The following is a 20,104-nucleotide window of genomic DNA, read 5'->3' on the forward strand; positions in this document are numbered from 1 at the left end:
CAGGACCTTGCCTGGCCGGTTCCCACCAAGGCAGTCCTTCGTGCGGATGGAAAAGCCATCGCCATTGGGCTAGACGGCGGTGGTGATGACGAGCGGGCTTTCGTCGTTGCGCAAAGGGAGGAACGATGACCGTCAGGATCGGATCGGTATGGGACAGCACCCAGCAGGTGCTGGCGGGCAGGGCCGGAATGCTGGCGCCCTTCGCCGCGATCGGGTTCGTCCTGCCGACCGTCGTCCAGTTGCTGCTGATGCATGGAATGGGGGCAGTTGCGTGGGGCAGTGTGGCCGCCATGCTGCTCAGTCTGGTGCTCGGCATCTGGGCGCAACTCGCGATCATGGCGTTGGCGACCCATCCCGCGACGACATCGGGCGATGCGGCACGCGCGGGCAGGGACCGTTTCCTGCCGGTACTGGGCGTCGCCATCGTTCTGGGTTTCGTACTCGGTCTGGCGTTGCTGGTGCCGGTCATCGTGCTGGCTTCGACCGATTATGATTTCGCGGCCCTGGTCGCGGCCAATGGCAATCCGGCGCTGATGCCCGCCATTCCTGGCCGCGTGTTGGCCTTTCTGACCTTTTACCTTCTGGCTTTCGGCGTCATCGCGATCTGGCTGGGTGTGCGGCTGATGCTGACCTATGCGGTCGCCCTTAACGAGCGGTGCGGGCTGGGTGCCTATCGCCGGTCCTTCGCGCTGACCCGTGGCCTGACCTGGCGCTTGATCGGTGTCAGCCTGTTGTTCCTGATCGTGATCTCGGTCGCAGGGCTGGCGGTGCAGGGAGTCGCGGGGGCGGCGCTGCGGCTGATCCTGGGGCCGGACCGGCCGGGCATCCTGTTGGGGCTGGTCGGCCTGTCGGGAGCGATCGTCAATGCCGGGTTCCTGACCCTGGCCTATGTCTTCGTCGCGCGCCTCTATGTCGCGACGGCCGGCGAGCGGCACGCTCCGGTCATCGCGGAGGACGGCACGCCGTCATTGTGATGAAGCTGGATGTGATCGCGACCCTGCGGGACGCCTGGAGCCTGTTTCGTCGCGACAGCGACCTGATCGTGCGGCTGACCGCGCCCTTCCTTTTCTGGCCCGCCCTGGCGGTTGGCCTGCTGGTGCCGCAAATGCCCGTGCCCGCCGAGGATGCGGCGCAAGGGGCGGCGAGGGCCATGGCCTGGCTGGATAGTTTCCAGGTCTGGGCGGGCCATTATGGCGGCTGGTATGTCGCGGCCTATGCGGTCGGCACGATCGGCACGGCCGCCCTGCTGGCGATGCAGTTCGGCGATGGGCAACCGACCATGGGCCAGCCGACCATGGGGGAATCCTTGGGTCGGGCCATCCGTATGGCGCCGCGTTTCCTGCTGGCGATGATGCTCGTCGCGCTGCCGGTGGGCGCGGGGATGCTGCTCTACATCCTGCCGGGACTGTATATCGCGGGACGCTTGCTGCTGGTCGGTCCGGTGCTGTTCGCCGAGCGGCAGATGCCCGCGATGGCGGCGATCTCGCGGTCCTTCGTCCTGACGCGCGGCGCGGGCCTGCCGATGGCGGCGCTGGCGTCCTGCACCTATCTGGGCGGGGTCCTTGCGGGGCAGCCCTTCCTGGCGCTGGTCGATGCCGTGAAGGGCGGCGGGCCGGGCAATCCCGTCGCGGTCGCGCTGCTCCAGGCCGGAGCAGCGGCGATCGCGATGGCGGCGGGTGTGGCGCAGGCGCTGATCGCCGCCGCGGCCTATCGGCGGCTCGCCAGCCGGGGAATCTGAGGCGCTGCATCCTCGGGCAGCAAGCCCAGCAGGCGCGGATCGGCAAAGGTCTCGATCGCACGGGAAATAGGCACGAAGCCCTGCTTGCGATAGAAGTTGAGCGCCGAGGGATGATCGAGCGTGCAGGTATGCACCCACACCCGCTCCACCCCCGGCACCCAGGCGCGCATCAGCGCCTGCGCCATCAGCCAGCGGCCATGGCCCTGCCCCGCCAGTTCGGGGATCAGCCCGAAATAGCCGATTTCGCACGCGCCGCCCTGCCGATGATCGAGTTCGAGCAGCCCGACCTCGATCCCCGCCCGGTCGACCACCGCGAAGACCGAGACGGCGGGATCATGGATGATCGCGGTCAGAGTGGCATCGTCCATCACCAGTCGCGAGAACCACAGCCATGGCGCACCGACCCGTGCGAACAGCGTCCGGTATTTGGCCGGATCGGGGCTGGCCCAGGAAACCAGCCCCAGCGACGACGCCGGCAGGGGGCGTGGCCGGGGACGCTCGCGCATCTCCAGCGTGGTGACGATGGTGGCGATCTCGGCCGGATCGACGGGGGTCAGCGCCATGGCGGCTACTCCCAGGTCGCCAGCGGGGGCAGGCTCATCAGGATCGCGTCGATATTGCCGCCGGTCTTGAGCCCGAACAGCGTGCCGCGATCATAGACGAGGTTGAACTCGGCATAACGCCCGCGCCACGCCAGCATCGCCGCGCGGTCGCTTTCGGTGAAGGGCAGGCCCATGCGCCGCCGGACGATGCGCGGAAAGACGTCAAGGAACGCTTCGCCGACATCGCGGGTAAAGGCGAAATCCGCCGCGAAATCGCCTTCCAGATGATCGTAGAAGATGCCGCCGACGCCGCGATGCACCTGGCGATGGGGAATGTAGAAATAATCGTCGGCCCAGGCCTTGAACCGGGGATAATGGCCCGGATCATGCGCGTCGCAGGCCGCCTGGAGCGTGGCGTGGAAGTCGGCGGTGTCCTCGGCGATGGGCAGCGGCGGGTTCAGGTCCGCGCCGCCGCCGAACCAGCGCTTGGTGGTCGACAGGAACCGGGTGTTCATGTGCACGGCGGGGACATGCGGATTGGCCATGTGCGCGACCAGGCTGATCCCCGTCGCCACGAAGCGCGGATCATCGCCCGCGCCGTGGATCGTCTGCGCGAACGGACCCTCGAAGGTGCCGCCGACGGTCGAGACGTTTACCCCGACCTTTTCGAAGACGCGCCCCTTCATCACCCCGCGCACGCCGCCGCCGCCGGGCTCGCCGCTGGGATCGGCACGGTCCCAGGCGGTGTAGGCGAAGCGTGCATCGGACCCGGCCTCTCGTTCGATCGCCTCGAACGCGGCGCAGATACGGTCGCGCAGGGACTCGAACCAGAGGCGGGCGGCCTCCTGCTCGGCGTCGAGGGCGATGTCGGGAGTACGGCTGGTCATGGCGCGGGTTTCTGGGCGGTGGCGGGGGGCGGGGTCAACGGGGTATTTGGTCCCAGCCCGTCTGGCGGCGTGCCTCGGCCAGCAGAATGCCGCCCGTGATCGCGACGTTGAGCGACCGGACGCCCGCGCGCATCGGCACGCGCACGCGGATATCGGCGGCGTCATGGACCGATGACGGCACGCCCGCGCCCTCGGAACCGAGCAGGATCACATCGTCGGGCCGGAATGCCATGTCGGGCAGCGGTATCGCGCCCAGCGTGGTCGCCAGCACGATCCGGCCGGGCGTCACGGCGCGGAAGGCGTTCCAGTCCGCGTGGCGCACGACTTCGGCCATCGCGGCATAGTCCATCGCCGAGCGGGCGAGCGCGCGGTCGGAATAGGGGAAACCCATCGGTTCGATCAGGTCGACGGCCACGCCGAAGCAGGTCGCGGTGCGGATCAGCGTGCCGACATTGCCCGCGATATCGGGCTCATGAAGCGCCAGCCGCATCAGTGCCCCGGAAAGGAAACGAGCGCGTCGACCGCGATGCCGTCGCTGCGCAGCGCGTCCGCGCCACCGAGGTCGGGCAGGTCGACCAGGAACTGCGCCTGTTCCACCACGCCGCCCGCCTTGCGGAGCAGTCGGACGGCGGCGCGTGCGGTGCCGCCGGTGGCGATCAGGTCGTCCACCAGCATGACGCGCGCGCCGGAGACCAGCGCATCCTCATGCATGACGATCCGGTCCTGGCCATATTCCAGCGCATAATCCTCGGCGATGGTGGCACCCGGCAGCTTTCCGTCCTTGCGGATCAGCACCACCCCCGCCTTCAGCGGCACCGCCAGCGCGGTGGCGAACAGGAAACCGCGCGCCTCGATCCCGGCGACCAGATCGACGGGGCCGCGCGTGGCGGCGACCATCCGCTCGATCGTGCGCGCCACGCCGCCGGGATCGAGCAGCAGGGTGGTGATGTCGCGGAACTGGATGCCGGGCTTCGGAAAGTCCGGGATCGTGCGGATCAGGGCTTTGAGGTCGTCATTGGCGCTCATGCGCGTCGTCATGGGCCGGGCGGGGGCGGGGGTAAAGGGGCCCAACGGAAAAGGGCGGCCTCCGATCAGAGGCCGCCCCGTGTCGCTCATACCGGATCGCTCCGCCTCAATGCTTCACGTCGCGCCAGACATTCTGATACGCGCCCCAGGCCAGGAAGCAGAAGATCAGGATGAAGACGAACGCGCCGATCCCGGCGGCGTGACGCGATTCCAGCTTGGGCTCGGCGGTCCAGGTCAGGAAGGCGGCGACGTCCTTGGCCATCTGGTCGCGGGTCGCCAGCGTCCCGTCGGTATATTGCACCTGGCCATCCGACGTCAGTGGCGGCGGCATCGCGATGTTGAGGTTCGCGAAATAGGGATTGTAGTGCAGGCCGGTCGGCGTCTTGATGTCCGGGAACTTGCGCAGCAGCTCGGCGGGCTGGTTGCGATAGGCGTCCGGTCCGACCAGCGAATAGACGTAATTGCCACCGTCATGCCGCGCCTTGGTCATCAGCGACAGGTCGGGCGGCAGCGCGTTGTTGTTGGCCGCGCGCGCCGCGACCTCATTGGCGAAGGGCGAGGGGAAGTGGTCGGCGGGTACGTTCTTGCGCGTCGTCGCCTCGCCCGTCTCCGGGTTGATGCTCGGCTGTTCGATCACCCACTGGTTGGCGATCGCCTTCACCTCCGCCTCGTTATAGCCCAGATCCTTCAGGTCGCGGAACGCCACCAGTCGGAGCGAGTGGCAGGCCGCGCAGACCTCCTTGTAGACTTGGAAGCCACGCTGGAGCTGGCGGCGGTCGAAGCGGCCGAAAATACCGTCCGAGGCCAGATGCGCCTGCTTGGGGTGAAGGTGGAACTCCTCCTCGGCAGTCGGTGCGGGCGGGTCGGAGACGAGCCCCGACACGCTGCCCCACAGCGCGATGGCCAGGACCAGGGTGAAGGCCGCCCCGACCAGGAATGCGATGCCACGAACCATGTTCTAGATCCTCTCTCGGTTCGCGTCAGGCGAGCGCCGACTGGGTGGGCGCGGTGCCGCCATGTTTGGCCAGCACGGCTTCGGTGATCGAGTTGGGCAGCGGGGCGGGCCGCTCCGTCCGCGCGATCCAGGGCAGGATCACCAGGAAGTGGAGGAAATAATAGGCCGCCGTGATCTGGCTGAGGATGATGAAGAAGGGCGTCGCGGGCGAACCCCCGCACCAGCCGAGCAGCAGCACGTCGACCACCAGCACCCAGAAGGCGATCCGCGCCTTGGGCCGGTAGTTGTTCGACCGCACCGGCGAGCTGTCCAGCCATGGCAGGAAGAACAGCAGCAGGATCGACCCGAACATCGCCAGCACGCCCCACAGCTTGGCGGGCAGGATGAAGTCGGCGGTGAAGGCGCGCAGGATCGCGTAGAAGGGCCAGAAATACCATTCGGGTACGATATGCGCAGGCGTCGAGAGCGGGTTGGCCGGAATGTAATTGTCCGGGTGGCCCAGATAATTGGGGAAGAAGAACAGCATCACGGCAAAGACCAGCAGGAACACGCCCAGCCCGACCGCATCCTTGGCGGTGTAATAGGGGTGGAAGGGCACCGTGTCCTGCTCCCCCTTCACATCGACGCCGGTCGGGTTGCTCGATCCCGGGATGTGCAGCGCCCAGATGTGCAGGATGATGACGCCCGCGATCACGAAGGGCAGCAGATAATGGAGCGAGAAGAAGCGGTTGAGCGCGGCATTGTCCGGCGCGAACCCGCCGAGCAGCCAGACGCGGATCGTGTCGCCGACCAGCGGGATCGCCGAGAAGAAGCCGGTGATGACCTGCGCCCCCCAGAAGCTCATCTGCCCCCAGGGAAGGACATAGCCCATGAAGGCCGTCGCCATCATCAGCAGGAAGATGACGACGCCGAGCAGCCAGACCATTTCGCGCGGGGCCTTGTACGACCCGTAATAGAGGCCGCGGAAGATATGGGTGTAGACGACGATGAAGAACATCGAGGCGCCGTTGGCGTGGGCATAGCGCAGGAACCAGCCCGCATTGACGTCGCGCATGATGCTTTCGACCGAGTCGAAGGCGACGCCCGCATTGGCGGCATAATGCATCGCCAGCACGACGCCGGTGATGATCTGGATGGCGAGTGCGGCGCCCGCCAGCACGCCGAAATTCCAGAAATAGTTCAGGTTGCGCGGCACCGGATAGCCGGCCCCCACCGCGTTATAGACGAGGCGCGGCAGCGGCAGCTTTTCGTCCAGCCAGCGCATGACCGGCTGCTTGGGTTCATAATGCTTGGCCCAGGGAAAGCTCATGTCTCGGATTCCCCTTTAAGCGGCCGCGCCGACCGTGACGGTCGTGTCGGTGTCGAATTTGTAATCGGGCACAAACAGGTTCTTCGGTGCCGGACCCTTGCGGATGCGCGCGGCCGTGTCATAGGCCGAGCCGTGGCACGGGCAGAAATAGCCGCCATAGGGGCCCTTGTTCTCGCCTTCGCCCGCGCCCAGCGGTACGCAGCCCAGATGGGTGCAGACCCCCAGCGTGATCAGCCAGTTCTTCTTGCCCGGCTTGGTCCGCTCCTCCAGCGTCTGGGGATCGCGCAGCTCGGACAGCGGCACCGCATCGGCCTCCGCCATTTCCTTGGGCGTCAGGTTGCGCACGAACAGCGGCTGTTTGCGGAAGCTCGTCTTGATCGCCTGGCCGGGTTCGATCTTGGACAGGTCCACCTCGGTCGTCGACTGGGCGAGCACGTCGGCCGACGGGTTCATCTGGTTGATCAGCGGCAGGACGATCGCCAGCGCGCCGACACCCGCAAAGGATGCGGCGGCAATATTGATGAAGTCGCGACGGCGGGGATCATGGACATCTTCCGCGAATGGCTCCGGTGCCTCGCCGGGGGGTACGGTGCTCTCCGTCATCGCCATTCGTCCTGTCCCTCCACCTCGTTTGCATGAACGTCCGGTCACGCCCTGGCGGTCGTGCCGGATTTCCTCCGGTCATACGCCGCCATTTTGCCCGTCCATGATGAACGGTGCATCAGGTTAGCCTTGCTGCACGTGTTTTGCCAATCCCCTTTGGGGCCATCCGCCCCGCCCGACCTTTTCGCGGCGGTGTCGTTCATGGCGTGTGCATGGCGAAGCGCGCAGGAACATTGGCGACGCGCACCGGTTGACGGGTGATGGACACGGACGGCGACCCCCCTGGCGCCTCCGAATGGGTGACGGGCCAGGGGCGTGGAGAGGAAAGATGATCCTCGTCGGGAAGAGTTGGGGCAGGAAGAGTTGGGCGGCGGCGCTGACCGCCGGGCTGCTGGCGTTGGGCGGATGCACCGATGGCTATGGCTATACCGGGCTGTCGGCGGGCTATGGCACGGGCGGCTATTATGGCGGCGGCTATGGCGGGCCCTACGGCTATGGCTATGCCCCATCCTATTATGGCTGGTACAACGACTTTTATTATCCGGGCACCGGCATCTACGTCTATGATCGCTATCGGCAGCCTTATCGCTGGAACGACGGACAGCGGGCCTATTGGGAAGGTCGGCGCAATGCGTGGCGTGGCGGGCCGATCCGCGACCAGTGGCGCGGCTGGGGTCGTGATGGTTGGCGCGGGGGCGGCTGGCGGGGCAATCCCGGCGTCGGTGCGCGCCCTCCGGCCCCGCCGCGCGCGGATGCCTGGCGCGGCCCGCGGGGCGGCGGGCCCGGCCCGCGTGGCCCGCGACCCGGCGGCGGGCCGCGGGGACGGGGGGCCCGCTGATCCTCGCGGCGGATTATCCGGCTGAACGGGCTCGGATCATGACGGTGGGTCGGAAGCGCATCACCGCCGCATCGTCCTGGTTATAGACCGTCAGCAGGTTCACGATCAGCCCCATCTCCGGGCGGCTGACCGATCGGCGCACCTCCAGCACCTCGCTTTCGCAGCGGAGCCGGTCGCCCGGATAGACCGGCTTGAGCCAGCGCAGTTCGTCAAGGCCGGGCGAGCCCAGGCTCTGGAACCCCGTGTCGCGGTAATGCGCGACGATCATCGCCATCGTCATCGACGCGGTGTGCCAGCCGCTGGCCGACAGCCGGCCGAAATGAGTGGCTGCGGCGGCCTCGTCCGACAGGTGGAAGGGCTGGGGGTCGTAGCGGGTAGCGAAGGCGATCACCTCCTCGCGTTCGACCAGATGGTCGCCGAAGCGCGCGGTGTCGCCGACCCTGATGTCCTCCAGCCAGATCATCGCGATTCTCCCTGGCGCTTCAGAATCCGGCGGAACGGCGCATCGCTGCCGTCCAGCCCCTGTCCGGCGGGCAGGCCGATCAGATCGCGCAGCAGCGGGGCCACGTCCACATTGTCGAACGGCGCCAGCCGGACGCCCGCCGGGAAGGCGGGGCCCTGGGCGATGAACAGCGCGGTCATGCTGGGATCGACATTGTCATAACCATGGGTCCCGCCCGCAAAGGGTTTTTCGGGCCGCTTGGCCAGGATCAGCCAGCCCGCTTCCGCCAGGCAGAAATAGGGCGGGATGCGCGGGTTGTGACCGTAACGGAGGCGTGCGGGCATGGCGGTGCTGCGCCAGCAATCGACATGATCATGATGTCCGAGCAGGCGCTTTTCCAGGGCCTGTTCATGCCCCGGCACCGCGCGCAGCGTGGCATAGGGGCCATCCTCGACCATCGCATAGTCGCTGGGGTCGGCCAGGCTGTCGAGCGGTACGACCCGGTCGCTGGAGGTCGCGGCCATGCCGTGGTCGGCGACCACGACCAGATTGGCGGGCTGGCCCAGCGCGGCGAGGCCCGCCTGCAACCGGCCGATCGCGGCGTCGACCGCGCCGACCGCCGCGTTGACCTGGGGAGAGTCGGGGCCGCCCTCATGCCCGGCCGTGTCCACTTCGTCGAAGTACAGGGTCAGGAAGCTGGGGCGTTCGGCGGCCGGGCGGCGGAGCCAGTCGATGATCGAATCGACCCGCTGGCGGTCGTTGACGCTCTGGTTGAACTGTTGCCAGTCATGGGGGCGGACGCCGCCGACGACCTGGTGATGACCGCCCGGCTCAAGCGTGCCGCCCCAGCCGACATTGGAGCCCGGCCAGAACATCGTCGCCGTGCGGACGCCCGCCTTTTCGGCGGTGACCCAGATCGGTTCCGCCGCGCTCCACCAATAGGGTTCGTCCGACGCCATGGTGAAGCGTTCGCCCGGATGCGTCGCGTCGGTGAAGCCGTTGGCGATGATGCCATGATGGTCGGGAACGAGGCCCGTCACCAGCGTCCAGTGATTGGGAAAGGTCTTGGACGGAAAGGATGGCCGCATCGGCGCGCTGACGCCCTGGGCCGCCAGTCGCGACAGGTTCGGGGTGAGGTCGCGGGTCAGATAATCGGGGCGGAACCCGTCGATCGACACCAGGATGGTGACCGGCGTCCGCGCCTCCGCGGCAAGGGGGGAGGCCGATGAACCCGAAACCGGCGCGGCCGCCGTCACAGGGGACAGCGCGGGCGGCGTATAGGGATAGGAGCAACCGGCCAGCAGGGCGAGCGCAAGCGCGCAAAGGGGGAATCGGGTCACGAGGAGATCCTTTCGGGCATCTCGAATAACGCTGCTCCGCTCCGCTGGCGAGCCTTGGCGGACGTGCCATGTCGTGCGCGTGGCGGCAGGTTGCGCGACGGGCTCAGTCGACGGGGAAGAAGTGGCGAATGTCCGGCCCGGTATTGCGAAGCAGGAAACGAAGCCGCTCGGCGGCGTCCTTGGGATGGTCGCCGGGCAGGCCCGCCATCGCCCAGTCGCCGAATTCCGGCGAGTCGGTCATCCGGTCGTCCAGGATGTGGATGTCGGTGTGGCGGGTATCGCGCTTGATCCGTTCGAACGCGTCGCCGACGCTGTCGACAGGACCCTCGATCAGTTGCAGGTAACGGCCCTGCTCGATCCACAATATGCCCGAAATCCCGTCCATCCCGTTGTTGCGGCGCGAGACGTTGAGGATCGCCTGGTGATCGTCGCGTCCGGTTCCGGCGACCGCGCGGCTGCAGTAGATGATGCGACGGAGCGGATTGACGCAGATCATAGCAGGCATTTATCGCGATAAATGTCTGCGGCAAGGGCCAATGTGCCGGGCGCTTCGGAACACGCCCGGCGCTTTGGGGATCAGACGTTGAAGCGGAACAGCATCACATCGCCGTCCTGGACGACATAGTCCTTGCCTTCCGCGCGCAGCTTGCCCGCGTCGCGCGCGCCCGCTTCGCCCTTGAACGCGATATAGTCGGGGAAGGCGATGGTCTCGGCGCGGATGAAGCCGCGTTCGAAATCGCTATGGATCTCACCGGCCGCCTGTGGTGCCTTGGCGCCGCGATGGACGGTCCAGGCGCGCGCCTCCTTCGGACCCACGGTGAAGAAGGTGAGCAGGTCGAGCAGCGCGTAACCGGCGCGGATCACGCGGGCCAGGCCGGTTTCGGACAGGCCCAGCTCGGACAGGAACTCGCCGCGATCCTCCGGCGGCATGGTCGCGATGTCGGCCTCGATCGCCGCCGACACGACGACGGCCTGCGCACCCTCGGCGGCGGCCTTCTCGAACACCCGCGCCGAATGTGCGTTGCCGTTGGCGGCGTTCGCCTCCTCGACGTTGCAGACATAGAGGACCGGCTTGGCGGTCAGCAACTGAGCCTGCGAGAAGACCCGCGCTTCCTCGTCATCCTTGGGCTTGGTCAGGCGGGCGGGCTTGCCCTCGCGCAGCAGGTCGAGCGTCTGGCCCAGCACCGACGCGGCGATCTTGGCTTCCTTGTCGCCCTGCTGGCCCTTCTTGATGAAGGCGGGCACGCGCTTTTCCAGGCTTTCCAGGTCGGAGAGCATCAGTTCGGTTTCGACCGTCTCGGCATCGGCGATGGGGTCGACCTTGCCCTCGACGTGAGTCACGTCGCCGTCCTCGAAGCAGCGCAGGACATGGACGATCGCGTCCACCTCGCGGATATTGCCCAGGAACTGGTTGCCCAGCCCCTCGCCCTTGGACGCGCCGCGCACGAGACCGGCGATGTCGACAAAGGCGAGCTGCGTCTCGATGATCTTGGCGGACCCGGCGACCTCGGCGAGCTGATAGAGGCGCGGATCGGGGACCGCGACGTTGCCGACATTCGGCTCGATCGTGCAGAACGGATAATTGGCGGCCTGCGCCGCCGCCGTTTCGGTCAGCGCATTGAAGAGGGTGGACTTGCCGACATTCGGCAGGCCGACGATGCCGCAGCGGAAACCCATGCGTCGCTTATCCTACTGGAAAGGGGAAAGCGCCCCTCTAGCGACGATGGCGATATTTCTCAACCGATGGTGGGACCGGGCTTCCGGCCCCCGGTCAGGCGATCCCGACCATCATCGCGGCGGCCCAGCCGAGCAGCAACACGCCCAGCGCGCCCGAAAAGCCCATCAGCACCAGGCCCATATAATGGAGCATCGGCGGATTGGCGCGCTGCGCCTTCCGGTTCCGACCAAGGCCCGACAGGACGAAACTGGCCAGCATGCCGAAGGTGAAGACGGCGAATTCGAGCATCGGGGTAAACGTCCGGTCTTGGGGTGCGATCGATTTCGCATTAACCCAGATACGTTAACGGCACGATATCGGCGCGGCGAAGCGCCCCTCGCTGTCGATGAACGGTCGGAACCTTTCGGCTTGTCGCGGGTGCGGCGCGTATCGTCGCGCGCGTTCCTATCGATAGTTGAAGCTGACGCTGATCCGTTCGCCCTTGGCGCCGTTGGGCACCACCTCGTGCCGCAGCCAGCTTTCCCATAGCAGCACCGTCCCCGGCTGGGGCGTGGCGGTGGCGAAGGTCGCCAGATCGTCCGGCGCATCGGGGCGGCGCGGCGGCGCGGCCATCAGCATCGGCAGGCGCGGGTCCTCCAGCTTCAATGCGCCCGACCCGGCGGGCATGGAGACATAGAGCGTGCCCGACACCACCGAATGGGGGTGGATATGCGCCGAGTGATGCCCGCCCGGCTTCAGGACATTGACCCACAGGCTGTCGAGCTTCAGCTTGCGACCGCCCAGGTCGAAGGCGCATTCCTCGGCGAAGCGCGCGACATGGCGGTCGAGCTTCTTGCGCAGGTCCGCGAACACCGGGTCGCGGATCGGCAGATCGTTCAGCGAGGCATAGCTGGTATAGCCGCGATAGCCATGCTCCCTGGACCAGCGCCGCCCGGCGCGGTCGTCCTCGGCCAGCGCCCAGCAACTCTGCTCAATTTCCTCCAGCAGGTCCGCATCGTCCAACTGCCCCTCATAGAGGAGCGAAGCGAAGAGACGCCGCACGCTCATGCCACATCCCCCATCCGCAGGGCCACATCGTTGACGAAGCGCACATCGTCGCCCTCCGCCAGCCAGCGCGCCTCCGCCGCCAGCGCGCCGAGCAGATCGGACAGCGGCTCGATCTCCGCCTTGGCGTAATTGCCCAGCACATAGCCGGTCACCCGGTCCTTATGCCCCGGATGGCCGATGCCCAGCCGTACCCGCCGGAAATCCGGCCCCAGATGCTGGTCGATCGAGCGCAGGCCGTTATGCCCCGCCGTGCCGCCGCCGGTCTTCACCTTCACGCGGAACGGAGCGAGGTCGAGTTCGTCGTGGAAGACGGTCAGCGCCTCGACCCCCAGCTTGTAGAAGCGCAGCGCCTCGCCGACGCTGCGGCCGCTCTCGTTCATGAAGGTCGCGGGCTTGAGCAGCAGGATCTTCTGCCCCCCGATGCGGCCTTCCTGGGTCCAGCCCTGGAACTGCTTCTTCACGGGGGCGAAGTCGTGCACCTCGGCGATGGCGTCCATCGCCATGAAGCCGACATTGTGGCGGTGCATCGCATATTGCGGCCCCGGATTGCCCAACCCGGTCCAGACCTGCATGTGGTGTTCCTCATTCGCCTATCTGCCCAGGCCCCTAGCATCGGGGGCGCAGGGGGCACAAAGCGCTATTTCGCGTCAGCCTGCATCAGCATGTCGATCGCCCGCCTTGTCATCCCGCGATAGACCGAGTCGGAATAACGATGCGTGCCGACGAAATGGACCAGCCGTTCGTCCCCGGTCACGGGCAGGCGCCAGTAATTGCTATAGAGGGCATAGGGCAGAAGCCGGCTTTCCGGCTCGTTGGAGAGCAGGAAGTTGGAGGTGATCTGCTCGCTGCCCCATCGGGTCCAGATTTCCGCCCCGACCAGCGCCTGCACATGGCGGGAGAAGGTCGCCGCCTCCGCCCGGCCGCTGGGGCCGCCGCGCGCGAATCCGGCGAATCCCGATGATGCCCTGACATAGGAATGACGATCCGCCTCGGGATAGCCGCCAAAGCGCGATTCGATCACCGCCTGCATATGCGCGGGGGGATCGATCGGTCCGTCAGGATATTTCCAGCGGACGAAATCGGGCAGGCGCTGAATGCCCATCACCTCGCTGTCGGGGGCGCCGAGCAGGATGAAATTGCGATTGTCGGCGATCGCGGCGCGCACCTCCGGCATTTCGGCGAGGGTCAGCGTGTCCGAATCGAGCTGGATCACATAGGCGTCACGGCGCAGGTCGAGCAGGGTGAGCAGTCTTTCCCAGGTGCCGCCGCGCGGGCATTCGCCGGTATCGACGGTGGAGATCGGGATGATCCGGGGCTGTCCGCAATGGCGCGCCAGCGTCCGCCTGTCGGCTTCGGTCAGGCTGCCGTCGTCGATCAGGACGATCCGCCCCATGCGCAGGCGATGGTGGAAGGATTTGACCGCCACCAGATAGGGAAGGACGGTGCGCGTGCCGATCATCGACAGGATCACCACCCCATCGTCCGGGGGGACGATCGGCGGCATGGCGAGCACGCGCCGCGCCTCGCGCATGTGCGCCATCATTCGGGTCCGGCGCAGCAGCCGGTCGACGATCCGACAGGTGAAGGGCAGGGTACGCGCGGACATATGCGCGCGCTATGCGGCAGGGCATTGGCGATGACAAGCGAGTGGTGGGGCCAATATGGTCCGATTTCATGCGCTTGACTGTCGCATCGCCTGTTCGCCGGACGCGCTAGATCAGGCCCTGCGCGCGCAGGCTGACATGGCCCGAGGTACCGATGATCAGGTGGTCGTGCACGGTGATGCCCAGCCTTTTTCCGGCCTCCGCGATCGCGCGGGTGACGTCGATATCGGCGCGACTGGGGGAGGGGTCGCCGCTGGGGTGGTTGTGTACCAGGATCAACGCCGCCGAGCCGAAGTCGATCGCCCGACGAATCACCTCCCGGATATAGACCGGGGCCTGATCGATCGATCCCTGTCCCATCAGCTCGTCGCGGATCAGCATGTTGCGGGTGTTGAGGTGCAGCACCCGGAATCGTTCCACCCCGTGATGCGCCATGTCGGCATGGAGATAGTCGAGCAGCGCCTGCCAGTTGGACAGGACCGGCCGCTTCATCGCCTCCGCCTGGACCAGCCGCAGCGCGCAGGCCTGGACGATGCGCAGCGTCGCCGCCGCCGTCTCGCCCACGCCGTCGACGCGTTGCAGCGCGATCGGGTCGGCGGTCAGGACGCCGCCGATATCGTGGAACTCGCGCAGCAGCGCCTTGGCGATCGGTTTGGTGTCGCGGCGGGGAATGGCGGTCATCAGCAGATATTCGATCAGTTCATGATCGAGCAATCCGCCCCCTTCCAACAAGCGGTCGCGCAATCGCGCGCGGTGCCCGACATGATCGCTCGTGCGATCCTGACCGTCCCCGACCGTCTCCCCGCCCATGCCCAGTTTCCCCCCTGCGGAACCAGCATAGGATGGGCGGCGGGAACTGTCGCGGGCCTTCGTGCGATTGCGTGCGGCAAGGCCGCGTGTCTATGACATGGGTCAGTTTACCGGGGAGTGGTATCGGGGTGGAGGGCGCGAACGAGGAGGTCCGAACGCCCGTGAGCCCCGTCAGGCGGTTCCGGCGGCTACAGCGCATCGCCATCGCCATTGCCCTGATCCTGCTCGTCGCGCTGATCGCCTTGTGGCTGGAGCGCAAGCCGCTGGCGGGCGATCTCATCGACCGCGAATTGTCGCGGCGGGGCGTTCCGGCACGTTACAAAATCTCCGATCTGGGGCTGGGGCGGCAAAGGCTGACCCATGTCGTCATCGGCGATCCGCATCGCCCCGACCTGATCGCCGACTGGCTGGAAACCCGCACCCGCATGACCCTGTCCGGGCCGGTGGTGACCGGCATTCGGGCAGGCAAGGTGCGCCTGCGCGGGCGGCTGGTCGAGGGGCGGGTCAGCCTGGGCGTGATCGACCGGCTGATGGGGCCGTCCTCGGGCAAGCCCTTTGCGCTCCCCGCGCTCGATGTCGTGGTGGAGGATGGGCGCATCCGCCTGGACACGCCGCATGGGCCGGTCGGGCTGAGCGTGTCGGGGCAGGGGGTATTGAACGACGGCTTTACCGGGCGGCTGGCGGCGGTCGCGCCCCGGCTGGTGATGGGCGATTGCGTGGCGCGCGGGCTGGCCGCACCCTTGCGCGTGCGGATCGTGCGCGAGCGTCCGACGCTGACCGGGCCGCTGCGATTGGCGGCGCTGCGCTGTGGCGACGTGGCCGTCGCCGATCTGGCGGCGCGGGTCGATGCGACCTTCGCGCCCGCGCTCGACCATTGGCAGGGGCGCGCGACCATAGGCAGCGGGGCGATCCGCCATCCCGTGCTGGCCGCCGCCGCGATCGAGGGACAAGCGGATTTCTCGGGCGATGCCAAGGGGACGTCCGGCCAGCTTCATCTGGCCGCGCGCAATGTCGCGGCGCGATCCGGCCGGGCGGATCGGGTGATGATCGCGGGCCGCTATCTGATCGGCCAGGCGACCCGGTTCGACGGTCGGGCGCAACTGGGTGGCGCGCGGGTCGCACCCGCGTCGCTCGCCCGGCTGGACGGATGGGCGGCGGCGGCTCAGGGCACGCCGGTCGGTCCCGTGGTCCGCGCCATGACCGATGCCGTCCGGCAAAGCAGCCGCCGATTCGCCGCCGACCTCGCGCTGGCCATCGACAACGACAGGGGGCCGCGCGGACCGGGCTTCGCGATCCGGGTGCCGCGCCTGACGCTCGCGGCGGCCAGCGGTGGGCAACTCGCCTTTGCCGAGGGTACGGGGCTGACCTATGACACCCATGGCCTGCGCATCGACACCCGGCTGGCGATGCGCGGCGGTGGACTGCCCGGCTTGCGCGCGACCCTGCGCCAGGATGCCCCCGGCGCGCCGATTCGCGGCACCGCCGAGATGGCGCGCTATGCGGCCGGGGGCGCCGCGCTCGCCTTCGACCGGATGGTGTTCCAGGCGGCGGCGAATGGCGAGACCGAGGTCACGACCCGGCTCGCTTTGTCGGGGCCGGTCAGCGGGGGACGGATCGACGGGCTGGTCCTGCCGGTCGCGATCCGCTGGGACGGTGGGCGGCGGCTGCGGGTCAACCCGGATTGCCGGCCGCTGGCGATCGACCGGCTGGTCGTGTCGGGGCTGCGGCTGGACCGGGTGGCGACGCGGCTCTGTCCGCTGGACGGCGCGCTGGTCCGGCTGGACGGCGATCGGGTCGGCGGCGGCGCGCGGCTGGGGCCGACGCGATTATCGGGACAGATAGGCGCAAGTCCGCTCGCCCTGTCGGCGGCGACGGCGGAATTCGCACTGGCCGATCGTCGCTTCACCCTCACCGGCGTCGAGAGCCGCATTGGCCGCCCCGAATCGTCCACGCGGATCGATGCCGCCACCCTTGGCGGCCAGATCACGCCGGAGGGGCTGGTGGGCCGCTTCATGGGCGGGGCGGGGCAGATCGGTCAGGTGCCGCTGCTCCTCGGCCAGGCGGACGGCGACTGGCGGCTGGCCGGGGGCATGTTGACGCTGAACGGGGCCCTCATGGTCCGCGACGCCCGCGCCGAAGCACCGCGCTTCCTGCCGATGGCGGCGCGCGGGGTCGTGTTGACGCTGGCGGGCAGCCGGATCGACGCGACCGGCACGCTGTTCGAGCCGACGCGGGGCGTGAAGGTCGCCGACCTGCGGATCGATCATGCGCTGGATCGGGGGGCGGGGGCCGCCGACCTGACCGTGCCCGGCATCGCCTTCACCAAGGAATTTCAGCCCGCCCTGCTGACCCCGGTGACCAATGGCGTGATCGAGGATGTGATCGGCACCGTGTCGGGCCGCGGGCGGATCGCGTGGGACGGCGATGGCGTGCGGTCGAGCGGGACGTTCGGGACGGAGAATGTCGACCTCGCCGCCGCCGTCGGCCCGGTCACCGGGATCGCGGGCACGATCCATTTCACCGACCTGCTCGCGCTCGAAAGCGCGCCCGGGCAGGTGGTGACGATCCGCACGATCAATCCGGGCATTCAGGTGACGAACGGCGTCATTCGCTACCAGAGCTTGTCCGGCACCCGCATCAAGGTGGAGAGCGGGTACTGGCCCTTTGCGGGCGGCACCCTGACCCTCGACCCGACTCTGCTCGATTTCTCGCAGCCGGTCGAGCGGCGCATGACCTTCCATGTCGAGGGGGCCGCCGCTGACCAGTTCCTGCTCCAGTTCGACTTCCAGAATCTGAACGCCACGGGCGTCTTCGACGGCACCCTGCCGATGGTCTTCGACGAACGCGGCGGCCGGATCGAGGGCGGTCGCCTGGCCGTGCGGCCGGGCGGGGGCAGCATCGCCTATCTGGGCGAACTGACGCAGAAGGATCTGGGCTTCTGGGGGAATCTGGCCTTCGGGGCGCTGCGCTCGCTCGACTATCGCTCGCTCACCATCGACCTCAACGGCTCGCTGGCGGGCGACATGGTGACGGCGGTGCGCTTTGCGGGCATCAGCCAGGGCAAGGGGGCCAAGTCCAACTTCCTGATCCGGCGGCTCCAGCGGCTGCCCATCGTCTTCAATGTGCGGATCAAGGCGCCTTTCCGCAGCCTGCTCGATTCGGCGCAATCCTTTTACGATCCCCGACGCCTGATCGCGCGCAACCTGCCCGCCCTGCTGGAGGAGCAGAACAAGCGTACCGCGCCTCCCGTCCAGCCCTCCGTTCCGCGCCCTATTCAGCCCAGCGCAAGCGAGACCGTGCCATGACCCTGACAGGATTGAAAATGCCGGACAGAATGCCGATCTTTGGGATGACACGATGGATGCCGGTCGCTTTGACCATGCTGAGCGGGGGGTGTGTCAACATCTCCGCGCCCGAAAAGCCGATCGAGATCAATCTGAACATCAATGTGACGCAGGAAGTGGTATATCGCCTGGATGGCGAGGCCAAATCGCTGATCCAGCAGAATCCGGGGATATTCTGATGAAGACGAAGACGATCATCATGGCGCTCGGCGCGATCGCGCTGGTGGGTGTGTCGGGCATGGCGGTAGCGCAGCGCGATCCCGCTTATGCCGCCGCGCGCGCGGCGGGCCAGGTGGGTGAGCAGCCCGACGGCTATCTGGGCATCGTCGGCAGCGCCACGTCTGAACTGCGCACCCTGGTCAACAGCATCAATATCCAGCGCAAGGCCGCCTATACGCAAAAGGCGCAGGCCAGCGGCGCGACCGTGGAACAGATGGCCTTCACCAGCGGCTGCAACCTGATTGCGCAGACCGCGTCGGGCGAGAAGTACAAGACGCCGGAAGGTGTGTGGAAGACGCGGACCTCGGCCCCGCCGGAGCGCGCGCCGGCCTGTGTTTAAGGCCGCGTTCGTTCTTGGGGCGTGAAAAAAAGGAAGGGGCTGTCCCCGATCGGCAACAATGCTTAACACATCTGTCACAAGCTCATCCCCAAGCGGTTGACTTGGCGATAGGTGCTTTCTAAACGGGCCTCGCCTTGGCGGGGTCGCTCGCCGTTCGCGCGCATTCTCCCCTTCGGTGACGAAAACAGGTGAGGGTGGCTGCGTGGCGGAGATAGAGCCCGGACGGGACTTTGACGATGCGGGTGATCCGCGTCTGGCGGCGCTGGACCAGCGCCTGGCCAGGGCGCGAGCGGACGAAGCATCGCGGCAAGGGGTGAAGGTGGATGCCGACAGGGGTTATTCCCAGGGCAGTCGCGTCATCTCCGCGCTGATCGGAAGTCTCGTCGGAAGTGCGTTGATCGGCTGGCTCTTCGACCGCTGGTTCGGCACCGCACCCTGGGCCCTGATCGTGATGCTGTTCCTCGGGATCGGCGTGGCGTTCAGGCAGATCATTCGGATTTCTGGCGAACGCCCGGAGTAACCGGGCGTTCGTCATATGTGGGAACGAAGCAGCGTGGCGGCAGAATCGGGCGGCAAGATTGATCCGATGCACCAGTTCCTGATCGAGCCGGTGCTCGGTCGGCATTGGGTGGTCGGCGGCTACGACCTTTCCTTCACCAATTCCGCTTTGTGGATGGTGGCGACGCTGGTCGCGCTGTGGATCTTCATGATCGGCGGGATGAAGCGCGATCTGGTCCCCGGCCGCTGGCAGGCGGCCGTCGAGGGCTTCACCGGCTTCGTCAATTCGATGCTGACGTCGAATATCGGGCCGGAGGGTAAGCGCTTCCTGCCCTATGTCTTCTCGCTGTTCATGTTCATCCTGTTCGCCAATGTGCTGGGCCTGCTGCCCTTCGGCGTTGTGCCGGGTGTCCATCCGTTCACCGTGACCAGCCATGTGACCGTGACCGGCGTGCTCGCGCTGATCTCGTTCGCGATCGTGCTGATCGTCGGTTTCGGCCGTCACGGCTTCCATTTCTTCGCGCTGTTCGTGCCGCACGGCACGCCCAAGCTGATGATTCCGCTGATCTTCGTGGTCGAGCTGATGAGCTTCCTGGTGCGCCCCTTCTCGCTGGGTCTGCGACTGTTCGTCGCGATGACCGCGGGGCACATCCTGCTGAAGGTTCTTGCCGCCTTCGTCATCAACGGCATCAACATGGGCCCCGGTTACGCCGCGCTCATCACCCTGCCGAGCTTCCTGCTGATGATCGGCATCACGCTTCTCGAACTGCTGGTCGCCGCGATCCAGGCCTATGTCTTCGCGCTGCTGACCTCGGTCTATCTGAACGACGCGGTCAACCTGCACTGATCCGGGGAGCCGGACCGGGCGGGCGGCCTCGCCGCAC

Annotated in this window: 24 protein-coding genes; 8 read left to right on the forward strand and 16 right to left on the reverse strand. The window is 67.3% G+C overall.

The features are described 5' to 3' along the window. Window positions 1-125 precede the first annotated feature (125 nt). Together ABDV78_RS16400 and ABDV78_RS16405 are read left to right on the forward strand one after the other, a co-directional pair. Window positions 126-974: a hypothetical protein gene (locus ABDV78_RS16400; RefSeq protein WP_343528534.1), complete on the forward strand. Its 849-nt coding sequence runs from the start codon at window positions 126-128 to the stop codon at window positions 972-974. Further along, complete coding sequence (locus ABDV78_RS16405) at window positions 971-1,738, forward strand: hypothetical protein (RefSeq protein ID WP_343528535.1); 768 nt, start codon at window positions 971-973, stop codon at window positions 1,736-1,738. The genes ABDV78_RS16400 and ABDV78_RS16405 overlap by 4 nt, the downstream gene beginning before the upstream one ends. Here ABDV78_RS16405 and ABDV78_RS16410 read toward each other — a convergent pair. From ABDV78_RS16410 to petA, 7 genes are all read right to left on the reverse strand, one after another. Continuing rightward, window positions 1,708-2,301 carry a GNAT family N-acetyltransferase gene (locus tag ABDV78_RS16410; RefSeq protein WP_343528536.1) on the reverse strand — a complete coding sequence of 198 codons (594 nt, stop codon included), beginning with the start codon at window positions 2,299-2,301 and terminating at the stop codon, window positions 1,708-1,710. The genes ABDV78_RS16405 and ABDV78_RS16410 overlap by 31 nt on opposite strands. A gap of 5 nt (window positions 2,302-2,306) precedes the next feature. Beyond that, the gene (gene hemF / locus ABDV78_RS16415; RefSeq protein ID WP_343528537.1) at window positions 2,307-3,167 is read right to left on the reverse strand and encodes an oxygen-dependent coproporphyrinogen oxidase; all 861 of its coding nucleotides are present in this window, start codon (window positions 3,165-3,167) and stop codon (window positions 2,307-2,309) included. Window positions 3,168-3,201: 34 nt separating this feature from the next. Further along, window positions 3,202-3,657, reverse strand: coding sequence for a TrmH family RNA methyltransferase (locus ABDV78_RS16420; RefSeq protein WP_343528538.1), 456 nt, complete (start codon window positions 3,655-3,657; stop codon window positions 3,202-3,204). Next, window positions 3,657-4,205, reverse strand: coding sequence for an adenine phosphoribosyltransferase (locus ABDV78_RS16425; RefSeq protein ID WP_343528540.1), 549 nt, complete (start codon window positions 4,203-4,205; stop codon window positions 3,657-3,659). Before ABDV78_RS16425 ends, ABDV78_RS16420 begins: the two co-directional genes overlap by 1 nt. Before the next feature lie 94 nt (window positions 4,206-4,299). Beyond that, window positions 4,300-5,148, reverse strand: a complete 849-nt coding sequence (locus ABDV78_RS16430; protein ID WP_343528541.1) for a cytochrome c1 — start codon at window positions 5,146-5,148, stop codon at window positions 4,300-4,302. Window positions 5,149-5,173: 25 nt separating this feature from the next. Continuing rightward, window positions 5,174-6,457, reverse strand: coding sequence for a cytochrome b/b6 (locus ABDV78_RS16435; protein ID WP_343528542.1), 1,284 nt, complete (start codon window positions 6,455-6,457; stop codon window positions 5,174-5,176). Window positions 6,458-6,472: 15 nt separating this feature from the next. Continuing rightward, the gene (gene petA, locus ABDV78_RS16440) at window positions 6,473-7,066 is read right to left on the reverse strand and encodes a ubiquinol-cytochrome c reductase iron-sulfur subunit (RefSeq protein WP_343528543.1); all 594 of its coding nucleotides are present in this window, start codon (window positions 7,064-7,066) and stop codon (window positions 6,473-6,475) included. 322 nt (window positions 7,067-7,388) lie between these two features. On the opposite strand from petA, the gene ABDV78_RS16445 reads away from it, so the two are divergent. Then, the gene (locus ABDV78_RS16445; protein ID WP_343528544.1) at window positions 7,389-7,898 is read left to right on the forward strand and encodes a hypothetical protein; all 510 of its coding nucleotides are present in this window, start codon (window positions 7,389-7,391) and stop codon (window positions 7,896-7,898) included. 13 nt (window positions 7,899-7,911) lie between these two features. Here the strand turns inward: ABDV78_RS16445 and ABDV78_RS16450 are convergent, their stop codons facing one another. The 9 genes from ABDV78_RS16450 to radC form a co-directional block, all read right to left on the reverse strand. Next, window positions 7,912-8,361 (reverse strand): MaoC family dehydratase, encoded by a 450-nt coding sequence (locus tag ABDV78_RS16450; RefSeq protein WP_343528545.1) that lies wholly within the window; start codon window positions 8,359-8,361, stop codon window positions 7,912-7,914. Next, complete coding sequence (locus tag ABDV78_RS16455) at window positions 8,358-9,680, reverse strand: ectonucleotide pyrophosphatase/phosphodiesterase (protein WP_343528546.1); 1,323 nt, start codon at window positions 9,678-9,680, stop codon at window positions 8,358-8,360. Before ABDV78_RS16455 ends, ABDV78_RS16450 begins: the two co-directional genes overlap by 4 nt. 103 nt (window positions 9,681-9,783) lie before the next feature. Continuing rightward, on the reverse strand, window positions 9,784-10,176 hold the full coding sequence (locus tag ABDV78_RS16460; RefSeq protein ID WP_343528547.1) for a BLUF domain-containing protein: 393 nt from the start codon (window positions 10,174-10,176) through the stop codon (window positions 9,784-9,786). A gap of 80 nt (window positions 10,177-10,256) precedes the next feature. Further along, window positions 10,257-11,357, reverse strand: a complete 1,101-nt coding sequence (ychF, locus tag ABDV78_RS16465; RefSeq protein WP_343528548.1) for a redox-regulated ATPase YchF — start codon at window positions 11,355-11,357, stop codon at window positions 10,257-10,259. Window positions 11,358-11,451: 94 nt separating this feature from the next. After that, complete coding sequence (locus tag ABDV78_RS16470) at window positions 11,452-11,646, reverse strand: hypothetical protein (RefSeq protein ID WP_343528549.1); 195 nt, start codon at window positions 11,644-11,646, stop codon at window positions 11,452-11,454. A 156-nt stretch (window positions 11,647-11,802) separates the two neighbouring features. Then, entirely contained in the window at window positions 11,803-12,405 is a 603-nt protein-coding gene (locus ABDV78_RS16475; RefSeq protein ID WP_343528551.1) for a TIGR02466 family protein, read from the reverse strand. Further along, a complete protein-coding gene (gene pth, locus ABDV78_RS16480) occupies window positions 12,402-12,977 on the reverse strand; it encodes an aminoacyl-tRNA hydrolase (RefSeq protein WP_343528552.1) in 576 nt (191 codons plus the stop codon). The genes ABDV78_RS16475 and pth overlap by 4 nt, the downstream gene beginning before the upstream one ends. 65 nt (window positions 12,978-13,042) lie before the next feature. Then, window positions 13,043-14,011, reverse strand: a complete 969-nt coding sequence (locus tag ABDV78_RS16485) for a hypothetical protein (RefSeq protein ID WP_343528554.1) — start codon at window positions 14,009-14,011, stop codon at window positions 13,043-13,045. Between the two features lie 106 nt (window positions 14,012-14,117). Further along, window positions 14,118-14,819 carry a DNA repair protein RadC gene (radC, locus tag ABDV78_RS16490; RefSeq protein ID WP_343528555.1) on the reverse strand — a complete coding sequence of 234 codons (702 nt, stop codon included), beginning with the start codon at window positions 14,817-14,819 and terminating at the stop codon, window positions 14,118-14,120. Window positions 14,820-14,980: 161 nt separating this feature from the next. Here radC and ABDV78_RS16495 point away from each other — a divergent pair, with 161 nt between their 5' ends. The 5 genes from ABDV78_RS16495 (at window position 14,981) to ABDV78_RS16515 (ending at window position 20,067) form a co-directional block, all read left to right on the forward strand. Beyond that, window positions 14,981-18,124, forward strand: a complete 3,144-nt coding sequence (locus tag ABDV78_RS16495; RefSeq protein WP_343528556.1) for a YdbH domain-containing protein — start codon at window positions 14,981-14,983, stop codon at window positions 18,122-18,124. 44 nt (window positions 18,125-18,168) lie between these two features. Next, window positions 18,169-18,342: a YnbE family lipoprotein gene (locus ABDV78_RS16500; protein WP_343528561.1), complete on the forward strand. Its 174-nt coding sequence runs from the start codon at window positions 18,169-18,171 to the stop codon at window positions 18,340-18,342. Then, the gene (locus ABDV78_RS16505) at window positions 18,342-18,722 is read left to right on the forward strand and encodes a YdbL family protein (protein ID WP_343528557.1); all 381 of its coding nucleotides are present in this window, start codon (window positions 18,342-18,344) and stop codon (window positions 18,720-18,722) included. Before ABDV78_RS16500 ends, ABDV78_RS16505 begins: the two co-directional genes overlap by 1 nt. 202 nt (window positions 18,723-18,924) lie before the next feature. Continuing rightward, window positions 18,925-19,242: an AtpZ/AtpI family protein gene (locus ABDV78_RS16510; protein WP_343528559.1), complete on the forward strand. Its 318-nt coding sequence runs from the start codon at window positions 18,925-18,927 to the stop codon at window positions 19,240-19,242. A gap of 33 nt (window positions 19,243-19,275) precedes the next feature. Next, window positions 19,276-20,067, forward strand: a complete 792-nt coding sequence (locus tag ABDV78_RS16515) for a F0F1 ATP synthase subunit A (protein WP_343528560.1) — start codon at window positions 19,276-19,278, stop codon at window positions 20,065-20,067. Window positions 20,068-20,104: the final 37 nt, after the last annotated feature.

It is taken from the genome of Sphingomonas sp. (assembly GCF_039594485.1).
GTDB lineage: Bacteria > Pseudomonadota > Alphaproteobacteria > Sphingomonadales > Sphingomonadaceae > Sphingomonas.